This is a genomic window from Oribacterium sinus (assembly GCF_963537195.1).
Lineage (GTDB): Bacteria > Bacillota > Clostridia > Lachnospirales > Lachnospiraceae > Oribacterium > Oribacterium sinus_A.
In genome coordinates, this window is sequence record NZ_CAUTEG010000087.1 from 1 (window position 1) to 10,079 (window position 10,079).

10 protein-coding genes are annotated in these 10,079 nt (G+C 43.4%); 1 reads left to right on the plus strand and 9 read right to left on the minus strand.

Translation table 11 applies throughout. From position 1 onward, the window contains the following. The 9 genes from RYL27_RS11475 to holA form a co-directional block, all read right to left on the minus strand. On the minus strand, positions 1-105 hold a 105-nt coding region (locus RYL27_RS11475), incomplete at its 3' end, for a YfbR-like 5'-deoxynucleotidase (RefSeq protein ID WP_314966741.1). 149 nt (positions 106-254) lie between these two features. Beyond that, on the minus strand, positions 255-935 hold the full coding sequence (locus tag RYL27_RS09135; protein ID WP_040649755.1) for a zinc ribbon domain-containing protein: 681 nt from the start codon (positions 933-935) through the stop codon (positions 255-257). Continuing rightward, positions 925-1,239, minus strand: coding sequence for a hypothetical protein (locus RYL27_RS09140; protein ID WP_314966731.1), 315 nt, complete (start codon positions 1,237-1,239; stop codon positions 925-927). The genes RYL27_RS09135 and RYL27_RS09140 overlap by 11 nt, the downstream gene beginning before the upstream one ends. 186 nt (positions 1,240-1,425) lie before the next feature. After that, positions 1,426-2,130 (minus strand): Bax inhibitor-1 family protein, encoded by a 705-nt coding sequence (locus tag RYL27_RS09145; protein ID WP_007157983.1) that lies wholly within the window; start codon positions 2,128-2,130, stop codon positions 1,426-1,428. A gap of 70 nt (positions 2,131-2,200) precedes the next feature. Further along, positions 2,201-3,751: a sensor histidine kinase gene (locus RYL27_RS09150; protein ID WP_314966733.1), complete on the minus strand. Its 1,551-nt coding sequence runs from the start codon at positions 3,749-3,751 to the stop codon at positions 2,201-2,203. A 9-nt stretch (positions 3,752-3,760) separates the two neighbouring features. Beyond that, on the minus strand, positions 3,761-4,435 hold the full coding sequence (locus RYL27_RS09155; RefSeq protein WP_314635113.1) for a response regulator transcription factor: 675 nt from the start codon (positions 4,433-4,435) through the stop codon (positions 3,761-3,763). 11 nt (positions 4,436-4,446) lie between these two features. Then, positions 4,447-6,264, minus strand: coding sequence for an ATP-dependent helicase (locus tag RYL27_RS09160; protein ID WP_314966736.1), 1,818 nt, complete (start codon positions 6,262-6,264; stop codon positions 4,447-4,449). A gap of 717 nt (positions 6,265-6,981) precedes the next feature. Then, the gene (locus RYL27_RS09165; protein ID WP_040649514.1) at positions 6,982-7,467 is read right to left on the minus strand and encodes a 3D domain-containing protein; all 486 of its coding nucleotides are present in this window, start codon (positions 7,465-7,467) and stop codon (positions 6,982-6,984) included. Positions 7,468-7,578: 111 nt separating this feature from the next. Continuing rightward, the gene (holA, locus tag RYL27_RS09170; RefSeq protein WP_314966738.1) at positions 7,579-8,601 is read right to left on the minus strand and encodes a DNA polymerase III subunit delta; all 1,023 of its coding nucleotides are present in this window, start codon (positions 8,599-8,601) and stop codon (positions 7,579-7,581) included. Between the two features lie 64 nt (positions 8,602-8,665). Between holA and hemW the strand changes: the two genes are divergently transcribed. Next, positions 8,666-9,973 carry a radical SAM family heme chaperone HemW gene (gene hemW, locus RYL27_RS09175; protein ID WP_314966740.1) on the plus strand — a complete coding sequence of 436 codons (1,308 nt, stop codon included), beginning with the start codon at positions 8,666-8,668 and terminating at the stop codon, positions 9,971-9,973. Positions 9,974-10,079 lie beyond the last annotated feature (106 nt).

The following is a 10,079-nucleotide window of genomic DNA, read 5'->3' on the forward strand; positions in this document are numbered from 1 at the left end:
CTCCAGACAATGCTCGGAAAGATTCTCTTCCCTGGCATTTCGCATCAAAGCCCAGCGGTCAATATATTTCATTCGGGAAAGCAGGGCAAAAAAGGAATAGATCAAGTTGTTCTCCTTTCTTAGTTCCTTCAATTATTCAAAAACTTTTCTTCTTTCATAACTCCTTCGATTATTCAGAAGCTTTTCTTCTTTCATAACTCCTTCGATTATTCAGAAGCTTTTCTTCCTTTCTATCCACCTTCATTTTCCGAAAATCAATAAAAGGGCAAAAAGCAGAGTAATAATAAAGCAAAATGTAAAACCAGGAAGAAGGAAAATTGGTTCTTCTCATTTTCCTTCAGAAGGAAGTAAATGGTCGCCGGAGGGCAAAGATAAAACAAGCTCCTGTATCCTTCTCCCAGCGTCTTCCCCTTCTCCTCTTTCCAACGCTTGGCAATGTTTCCTTCCAAAAAATACGCCAAGGCCATGGAAGAAAGACAGTATACGAAAAGAATCGTTATCTGCCAGGGTAGAAATCCTGTGGAAGAAAAGAGAAGGCGAAAGATTACCGCCGCAAGGGGCGGACAAATGCTTAACATCAGGCATAAAAATTCCTGATCCGGAGCACTTGGCTTTTCCTCCCTCCCCTTTTTGGAAAAGAGAAGAATTTCTCTTTTTTCCGAAGGATTCTGCTTGTCCAAGGAATCTTCCCTATACTCCTTATTTTCCTCCTGCTCTTGAGAATTTTGCGAAGACTTTGCCTCTTTCGCCCAAAGCTTTAAAAGCTCCTCCGGAATCTTCCTGCCACAGCCTTTGCAGGTCTTGTCCCCCTTTTTTAGCTCCGTATAGCAATATCCGCAGACCTTTTTCGGCGTAATACGAATGACGGGAGTCTTGCAATAGGGGCATACTGTAGCCGAGTCTTCGATTTCCTTTTGACAATGCTTACACTTCATGAAACACTTCCTCTTCATAGGCATAGGGAAGAATTCTCTTCTTCCATTCCGCTTCTTCCAGTTCCTCAATTCTTCTTTGGAGGGAAAAATAACGTTCCTCTCGTCCTTCCTCCTCCCACCAAATCCGAAAGATTTCCGCATCTGATTCCTGGTGCTTTAACAGCATCTCCTGCATCAAAACGCTAAGTTCCCTTTGCAGCTCTTCTATTTGCAGACTCTCTATCTGCGTGTCCTCTCTTCGGAGATTTCCTTCTTTTGAGTCTTCTCTTCCCAGGCCTTCACTTTGCAACGCATCTTCTTTCATTTAATTCTCTTTTCGTTTGCTGTGCCTTTTTTCAAAAAACACAATACTTTCTTTGCGAGAAAAAAGGAAGACCAACATCCCTGTCTTCCTTTTCCATGGTAAATTCCTTTAAAAATTCTGAACTTATTACGAATGCAAAATATCCTTATCCTGTTCGCTTACTTACAGCTCTTTCGTTTCTCAGTATTATCTTCTTCTACCCATCAAGAGAAGGATACGCTTAAAGAGGATTATGATATCCATATACAACTGTAATGCGGTGTAGCAAGCATAGCTGGGAGTAGAGGGATACTGCTGTCCCCTAGCCCAATCATATCCCACATACAAGGAGAAGATAAAAATGCCGATTAGTAAGAAAATATCGGGATAAAAAATTCCCATAAAGAAAGTTACCGCTTCAGCCACTACCAAGCCGATTAAAGCAATGAAAAGTGCCTTTCCCATAGAGAGAAACGCATTTGGCATGAAAACTGCAGCAACCGTCATGGTTAAAACCACTACGAAGGTCAATACAGCCGCAATAAAAATCAGATGAGCCGGATAAAACATAGTGGTCAAAGAAAGAAGAGCACCAAAGCACAGAACATTCATCGTGTAGCCAAGGATAGATAGAAGGTAGTTTTCCTTTCTGGCAATCCATCCTCCCACAAGGCAGGTAGCTAAAAATCCTAAGCTAAATACCACCGGATGTACGGAATAAACCTGCGGGAAAATATACGGTAGCTTCAAACATAAAAAGGCTGTCAAGGCCAGACCATAAAGCAGATGCGCACCAATCAGTACATTATACTGCCTTCTGGAAATCTCACGCTGGTAGGAAGGAATTTCCTGCTGCTGCCAGTTCTGCATATTATCATTTTCATAATTGTTCATGTTGTTCATATTCTCCATGAAGTCCTCCTTTCAGAATCTTCTACAGTATAGCATAGAAATACTATTTTGCATCATAATTTCAAAGAAATTAAGTTTTTCCCATCTCTCCCTTTTCCAAAGTAAACCAAAAGTCCACTCCGGTTAAAGTATTTTTACAGCCACATTCCTGATGATGGCTGTCCATAATGGCCTTTACAATGCTAAGTCCCAGACCGGAACCGCCATAGGAACGGGAATGGGCCTTATCCACCTTGTAAAATTTCTCAAATACTCTGGGTAAATCCTCTTCGGGAATGGGATTTCCGGTGTTTCGTACATGGATTTCCACCGTCTTTTGTCCACGATTTTCCGTATAAACACTGATTTGCTTCGGCTCTCCCACATGGTGAATGGCGTTTTGCAGATAATTCATCAAGACTTCTTCCACCTTGAACTCATCCCCCCAAAGGAAAAGCCCCTCCGGAATATCCACCTCCACGGAAATCCCTTCCTGTTTCAAAAGAATCTCCATGGTGCTGAGTACCCCCTTGGTAAGCTTGGCCATATCCAGAAGACTGAAATCCGGTAAATCCTTTCCCTGCTCCATGGCGGAAAGACTCATCAATTCCTTTACCATGTGGTTCATTCGCTTCGCCTCATCCACAATCACGGAGGAATAATAGGCTCTGCTTTCTTCATCTTCACAAAGTCCCTCTCCCAATCCCTCCGCATAGCCCATAATCAGGGCAATAGGGGTCTTTAGCTCATGGGAAACATTGGCCACAAATTCCTGTCGTTTCTGATCAATCAGATTTTTATTTTCTATATCGCTTTGCAGTTCATTGTTGGCTTTTTTTAAATCTCCTATGGTATCCTCCAGCCTTTGAGAAAGGCTGTTCATGGACTCTCCCAAAACCTCGATTTCCTCCAGATTGCTCTCCTGAAAACGGGCGGTGAAATCCAGTTGGCTCATCTTTTGGGAAAGTTTTGCCAGCTCCTTTAAAGGTCTTGTCACTCTTCGTCCGGTAAAATACACCGCCAAGGTACCGAAGAGCAAAATACTGCCTCCTAAAAATAAGAGAAGATAGTTAAAGAAGGATACCGCTTCCCTTAAGCTGGCCAGGGGCATGGACATCATAAAGGAGGTACTGTTATTGGAAAAATATCCCCAGGCCTCAAGGTACCCCGTCTCCTTGTTTTCCCCCTTGGTTTTCACAATGGAAAAATTATCCCCCTTATTCAAAATCTTTTGGGTATCTCCATCCGCCTTCCCAAAAATATAAGAATAAAGCCTGCGAATCAAAGACTGGGGATTGGCAGAGGAGGTATACACCCCGTCGCTACTGTCATCCATCACGATAATGGAGATATTTTCCTTCTCCGTTAAAAAGCGAACGTATTTGCTGGCGGCAGTTTCCTTCCCTTCCTGACTTTCCGCTTCCGTGGGAAAGTCCTTGGAAAAGCCCTCTCCCTGCTGCAATATCCGATCCAGCTCCATATAAGCCTTCTCCAGCACATGCACCTTTCGTTTTTCATAAAGGCTTTCCAGAAAAAAGCTGTTTCCCACCAGAAGCAGAATCAAAAGCATGGAAAATACAAAGGCAAAAAGCAGGGTAAAGCGCCTTTGCAAACTGTTTCGTTTTCGACATTTTTCAGCCAAGATACCCTCCTATTCCACCTCGAATTTATAGCCCATGCCCCAAACCGTCTTGATATACTCTCCCTTGTCCATTAACTTGGCACGAAGCTTTTTCACATGGGTATCGATGGTTCTGGCATCTCCAAAGTAATCGTAGTTCCAAACGTTGTTAAGAATTTTTTCTCTGGACAAGGCAATACCCTTATTTTCCACAAAATACTGCAAAAGCTCATATTCCTTAAAGCTAAGCTCTATAGGCTTTCCGTCCACCGTAACACTGTGGGCTGCCTCATCAATCACGATGCCTCCCACCTCCAAAAGCTCTTCCTTCTGCACCCCGGAACGGCGAAGCAAGGCCTCTACTCTTGCCACCAGAATCTTCGGGGAGAAGGGCTTGGAAATGTATTCATCCGCCCCGTAGTCAAAGCCCTTTAACTCATCATTCTCCTCGGAACGGGCGGTAAGCATAATCACAGGAACTTTAGAATGCTCTCGAATGGTCTTCAAGGCGGTCCAGCCGTCCATTTTCGGCATCATCACATCCAAAATAATCAGGGCAATGCTTTTCTCCTTGAAAAATAAATCAATGGCTTCCTCTCCGTTTCCGGCCAAAAGCACTTCGTAGTCCTTCATTTTCAGAAAGTCACTCAGCAATTTCTGCATTCTTTCTTCATCATCCACCACCAAAATCTTAATCTTTTCCATTTCGCCCCTTCCTACCCTCCTAAAAGCTCCGGAATAAACCTGGAGGGCTTTACCTTTTTACTGTATCGTTCTTTTGTGACATAGATGTGAATTTTCTTTCTGGCTCTGGTCAATGCCACATAAAAGCTTCGTCTTTCTTCTTCCAGTTCTTCTTGGGTTTTGGCTCTTCCGTCCGGAATAATCCCCTCGATGCAGTCCGGCAAGAAGACCTCATCAAACTCCAGCCCCTTTGCCCCGTGGTAGGTCATAATCCGAACCCCTTCTCCGCTTTCTTCCTTCTGTCTTTGCAGGCAGTCCCCATTGAATTTCTCCACAAAACGGAAAAAGGCTTCTACCCCCTCCGTCTGCTCCGCCATGGCTGTAAGCTCCTCCAAGAGACTTTGCAATTCCTCAAAGTCCCGGTTTTTCTTCTTGGCGAAGCTTTCCAAATACTGCTCATAGCCCATATCCTTTCGGATATAAAGGATTCTTTCCTGTACCGGCAGCTCCTGCATTTTCTGAAGCTGTTTTTCTAAAAGAATCAAAGCCCTTTCCTCTTTTCTTCCTCTATAAGCCTTTTTCAAATCTGAAAAGGGGCTTTCCTCCCTTTGAATTTTCTCTCGAAGTAGTCCTCGGTAAGGCTTGTTCAGAATTTGTAAAAGCTCTCCCCTGCTTTCTTTATTTATAGTCAAACGAAGATAGGCCAGAATATCCTTTCCCACAAAGTGCTGAAAGACATTTTGCACCTCTTCCGTAAGACTGTAGGGAATGCCTCGCTCCATAAAGAGGGGCAATAAGGCGGGGATTTGCTTTCTGCTTCTACAAAGAATAGCCATCTCTTCCAAGGGACAACCCTCTTCCTTCGCTTCTTCGATATGCTGTACCAAAAGTTTTGCTTCTTCCTTTCCGGTGGCTAAGGCGTAATACTTAGCCTTCCCCCCGCTTCCCTGTCTGCCCTGAAGCTTCTTTTGAAAACGTTCTTTATTCTTTCCGATGAGCCTCTTGCTTAGCTCCACGATTTCCCGATAGGAACGGAAATTATCACTTAAAAAAATCCTTTCGCAGTTCGGGTAATCCTTGGTAAAGGAGAGAAGAATGCCGGGACTTGCTCCTCTGAAGCCGTAAATGCTTTGATCCTCATCCCCCACCACAAAGAGGGCATTGGGAGATTTTGCCAAAGCCTTGATAATCTCATATTGCACCAGAGAAAGGTCTTGAAATTCATCCACCAAAATATGGGAAAAACGACTCTGCCAGGCCTTTGCCAAGTCTCCTTTTTCCATTAAGATGCGGAGCACCTCTAAAAGAAGGTCCTCAAAATCCAGCTTTCCCCTCTTCTTCCTGCTCTCTTCATAAAAATGATAGAGGGCCAGAAAATCCTCCTGCTTCTCCTTTTGCAGGTAGGCAATTCTTTCCCTTTCCCCTATGGATTTAAAGTAGGAAATCTGGGCAATCAAGCCGGGAAGCAGTTCCTGTACCTCCTCCCGAAGAATTCCCTTTTCCAGATAGTATTGGGAAAGCCAATCCATTTTCTCATAAAGGTTTACAAGATCTTCTTTTTTGTATCCCAGGTCTTCTCGAAGTAAGGAAAAGCAGAGGGCATGGATAGTGGAAAATCTCGGTCTTCCCGCCCTAATGCCCATTTTCCGAAAAAAACGTTCCTCCATTTCCTTACTGGAAGCTCTGGTAAAGGAAAGAAGCAGGATTTTTTCCGCCGGAACTCCCCTTTCCAATAGGGTGCAAAGTCGCTCCGTAAGAACGGTGGTTTTTCCGGAGCCCGGTCCCGCCACCACCAGGGCCTTCTCCGCCCCTGTCTCTATCGCCTGTCTTTGCTCCCGGGTAAATTCCATGAATTCCTGCCCGCTCCTTTCCCAATGTTTTTTCTTCTTTTTATCATTTATCTTTTTATAAAAGAATTATAGGCGATTGAGGGAGGGGCTTCAATCTATTCTTATTCTACTTCTGATTTTACCTTCTTAAGGATTCACTATATCTTTGATTGGATTTTATAATGCGTAATATTTTGAATTATTTCTTAATATAATACAATACTTTTAGTATATTTAATTGCAATATTTTGAATCATCTTGCACTAATATTAAGATAATTTGTTGTTAACTTGTACTAATTGATTTTTGCTATTGCTATTGTTACCATAATTGTAAATGTGATTGTTAAATTTGAAAGGGTTTAAAATGAACAGCAAAAACTATCCTTCGTATCTAAGACATACTTGGAGATATTTTATTCTGCTTATTGTTTTAATCTTCCAAGCCTTTGCTCCGGATTTAAATACTTTCCCAAAAGAAAACATCCTTTTTCCTATATTTTTTTATAAGTTGCTAAATGCATTTTCATTCCCCCTGATACTTATCTTGTCAGGAACTATTATTTGCGATTATTATCATTCCTTAACACTTGAAAAAAATCAGGACTAATTTTTTATGAAATCACAAACATTAGAGGAAAAAGCGTAAAAAAGACCGATAAACCTGGCTAACGCCAGTTTATCGGTCTTTTTTTACGCATTTTTTTGGGGGGTATAGGACAAAAATAAATCCAAAATCTTACTGTTTGGGAACCGCCACGAAAACTTCCTCGTAAACTCTTCCCTTCTGGGTAAGGGCTCTGGCTTCCGCCATGGTGTCAAAGTAAATATCCACCATCTTTCCCTTTACACCGGAACCAATGTCTTCCACGGTATATACGGTATCACCGATAAAAATCTTGGTTCCCAATGGCAGTACCGTTAAGTCTGCCGCAATGGTATGCTTCGCTTGGGTTTTTGCTCCGGAATAGGTCATTCCGTCTCCGCTGTATCCTACCAGCTGGAACTTTCCAAGGGATGCACCCTTTGTATAGTTTGCACTTTCTGCTGTTCCCTGACTGATTTCATTGGCAAGTCCTTCAGGGATATCTGTAAATTCAATAACATCTTCTTTGGCTACAGGGGGCGCTCCCACTTCTTCCGCCCTTCCCACAATGGAAAAGGAAGAAAGTAACATCAGGCTACTCAAGGAAAAAACGATTCCTTTTTTGATTTGTTTAAGCATAAAAATCCTCCTTGCTTTTTGCATTCTAGCACAGAGGAATTCTGTTTTTCTTTCATTTCTCTTACAAAATCGCAAAAAAATCGGTTTTTTATGCTTTTTTAGTGATTTTCTCTAAAGATTCTCTGCCTGGTTGGCTAGAAGAAGCTCCAGGGCAAGGCTGTCAGAGATTCTTCCCTTCCTGTTTTCCTCTTCCAAGCGAAGCAGGCTATGGAAGAGACTCTGCAAACCGGATTGGGTATAGGTTCTGGCCTGGGCGATATATTTTCGAACCCTCCAGGAATCCATGGAAAGCCGCGTTTCCATCTCTCTCTCCCGAAGTCCTTCTGTCAAATATTCTCTAACCACAAGCAGCTTTTCCACATTTTTTCGAATCAGATTTTGAATTTTCGCAGGTTTTTCCTCTAAACGCAGAAGGTCTCCGTAATATTGAAAGACCTTTTCCTGATCCCCCCGGCCTAAAGCTTCAATCAAATCAAAAACTCTGTCCTCCGGCAGCTTCTCCACCACGGCCTCCACCGCCTCTTGGGTGATTTCTTCTCCATCTCCAATATAATCCACGCAGTTCTTACAGGCATTGACAATTCGATACAGACTGCTGCCACTTCTGGATAGGAGGAGTCCGAGGACATTTTCCCGAATCTTCTTTCCTTCCTTTTTCAACTGCTGCAAAGCAAAACGCTGGAGAAAGGCCTGGTCCTGCTCCATACAGGCAAGACAGAGTCCTCTCTCCTTCACCACCTTATAGAGACTGCTTCGTTTGTCTACTTTTTCTTCAATAAACAGCAGGACTGTTTCTTTGGGGCTGTTTTTCAAATACTGTATAAAATCTTCTGAAAGTTTTTTTCTGCCGGTACATTTTCCCTGAAAAACCATAAGGCGGTATGGGGCGAAGAAGGGCAGGGTTTCCACCGCGGAAATCAGTTCATCCGTAGGGGGGAGCTCCTCCACCACCATGCAGTTGATGCCTTCATTTTCCGAAAAGGCTTGAAAGAAGGCTTTCTTATAATAGGACAGCAAATAATCCTCCTCCCCATAGAGAAGGTAAAGAGGCAGAAAACTCTTCTCTTTCAGCTGTTCCTGAATCTTCTTCTGGGCATCCAGAAACTCTTCTCTTTCTCCTTTTTTATATCCCAAACTGTCCTCCTTGCCGAAAAAAATGCTCTGTGCTAAAGTGGAGAAAACATTGAAAGGAATCTCCATGGAAAAGTACCGTACTCTGCTGGAATCATTTGAAAAACGAGGGAAAAAACCTCTTGCATTATATCTACATATCCCTTTCTGTGCAAGAAAATGTGCCTACTGCGATTTCCTCTCCTTTCCTTCCGGGGAGGAACAAAAAATCGCCTACATGGCAAAGCTCCGGGAGGAATTGGAGTGGCGAAGCAGGGATTTTCAAAAGGGGCAGTATGAGGTCCTCTCCCTCTTTATCGGCGGAGGCACCCCCAGTGCCGTACCATACGAAGAAATTGAAAAGACCATGGAAGTCATCCGAAACTGCTATCCTATCTATTCCGATTGGGAAGCTAGCATTGAGTGCAACCCGGAATCCGCAAGTAAAGAGGCTTTGGACGCTTATCAGCGCTCCGGCATTAACCGTCTGTCCTTCGGCTTACAAAGTACCCGGGAGGAGGAGCTTCGTTTTCTGGGAAGGGAGCATCAATTTTCCACCTTCCTTACCGCCTATCAGGAGGCCAGAAAGCTGGGCTTTAAAAATATCAGCATTGATTTAATGAACGGGATTCCCTTGCAGACTCCGGAAAGCTATAAAAGAACCTTAAAAAACATCAGCCTCCTAAAGCCGGAGCACCTTTCCATTTACAACCTAATCATCGAAAAAGGAACCCGCTTTTATGCCTTAGCCAAAGAAGGAAAGCTGCCCATCCCCTCCGAAGAAGAGCTTTTGGAAATGGATGCCCTGACGAAGGAATGGACCGGTAAAATGGGCATGTCTCCCTACGAGGTCAGTAATTATGCCAAGGAGGGCTTTTTTTCCGTGCATAACTACGGCTACTGGTCCAATGTTCCCTACCTGGGCTTCGGTATTCACGCCTCTTCCTACTTCCAGCATAAGCGGTGGAAGAATAGCAATAAGCTGCCCCTATACCTTTCTTTACCCTTTTTCGAAAAAGGAGATTCTTCCGCTGTCGAGTCGAGGCAAAGGCCTGTTGAAAAAAGCCTTGACGAGACTTCTTCCTCTTCTACTTTTCCAAGTTCGCAAAAGCAAAAAAGCCGTCCCTCCATCGAGGAACAGCTTTGTGAAGACCTGCAAGTCTTAACGAAAGAAGAGGAAATGGAGGAGTTCTTCTACCTTGGCTTACGAAGAACCGCCGGCGTTTCCGAAATCGACTTTGTGAAACGCTTTTCCATCGATATGCATAAGATTTTCGGTGCTGTGCTGGAAAAGCAATGTAAGGAAGGCTACCTGCTACATGACAATGCCCACTATCGTTTTACCGAAGTGGGCATGAATCTTTCCAACGTTTTACTGGCGGAATTTTTACTTTAAATAGGGGCTGTAAAATCAAAATAGTTTTCTAAGCAATATAGGTCTAAATTTGGGGCACGCTCTCGCTAGCTTCGCCACGTAGCGGATACTAAGCGAAAAACTTCGA

Excerpts from the sequence above, each read along its gene's own strand:
- RYL27_RS09165 (WP_040649514.1), bottom strand. The coding sequence starts at position 7,467 with ATGCTTAAACAAATCAAAAAAGGAATCGTTTTTTCCTTGAGTAGCCTG.
- RYL27_RS09135 (WP_040649755.1), bottom strand. The coding sequence starts at position 935 with ATGAAGTGTAAGCATTGTCAAAAGGAAATCGAAGACTCGGCTACAGTA.
- RYL27_RS09140 (WP_314966731.1), bottom strand. The coding sequence starts at position 1,239 with ATGAAAGAAGATGCGTTGCAAAGTGAAGGCCTGGGAAGAGAAGACTCA.
- RYL27_RS09145 (WP_007157983.1), bottom strand. The coding sequence starts at position 2,130 with ATGGAGAATATGAACAACATGAACAATTATGAAAATGATAATATGCAG.
- RYL27_RS09155 (WP_314635113.1), bottom strand. The coding sequence starts at position 4,435 with ATGGAAAAGATTAAGATTTTGGTGGTGGATGATGAAGAAAGAATGCAG.
- hemW (WP_314966740.1), top strand. The coding sequence starts at position 8,666 with ATGGAAAAGTACCGTACTCTGCTGGAATCATTTGAAAAACGAGGGAAA.
- RYL27_RS09160 (WP_314966736.1), bottom strand. The coding sequence starts at position 6,264 with ATGGAATTTACCCGGGAGCAAAGACAGGCGATAGAGACAGGGGCGGAG.